Source organism: Paraburkholderia sediminicola (genome assembly GCF_046027355.1).
Lineage (GTDB): Bacteria > Pseudomonadota > Gammaproteobacteria > Burkholderiales > Burkholderiaceae > Paraburkholderia > Paraburkholderia sediminicola_B.
In genome coordinates this window covers 1-283 of the sequence record NZ_JAQQEK010000164.1, presented here as the reverse complement: position 1 = coordinate 283, position 283 = coordinate 1, and the positions used below count along the sequence as shown (strand labels likewise).

At 71.4% G+C, this 283-nt stretch carries 1 protein-coding gene; it reads left to right on the top strand.

The features are described from left to right. Positions 1–283: efflux RND transporter permease subunit (locus PQR42_RS45735; RefSeq protein WP_408496140.1), on the top strand; the 283-nt coding region annotated here is incomplete at both ends.

The window sequence follows — 283 nt, the reverse complement described above, 5'->3', positions numbered from 1 at the left end:
GTTCAGCACCGGCACCCGCCTGAGCGTGCCGGCCCTCACGGGCACCATTCTGTGCATCGGCATCGCCACGGCCAACAGCATTCTCGTCATCAACACCGCGCGCGAAGTCCACCACGGCGGCAAGCCGCCGCTGCAGGCCGCGCTCGAAGCCGGCTTCAGCCGCTTCCGCCCGGTGCTGATGACGGCGCTCGCCATGCTGATCGGCATGCTGCCGATGGCACTCGGCCTCGGCGACGGCGGCGAACAGAACGCGCCGCTCGGCCGCGCCGTGATCGGCGGCCTC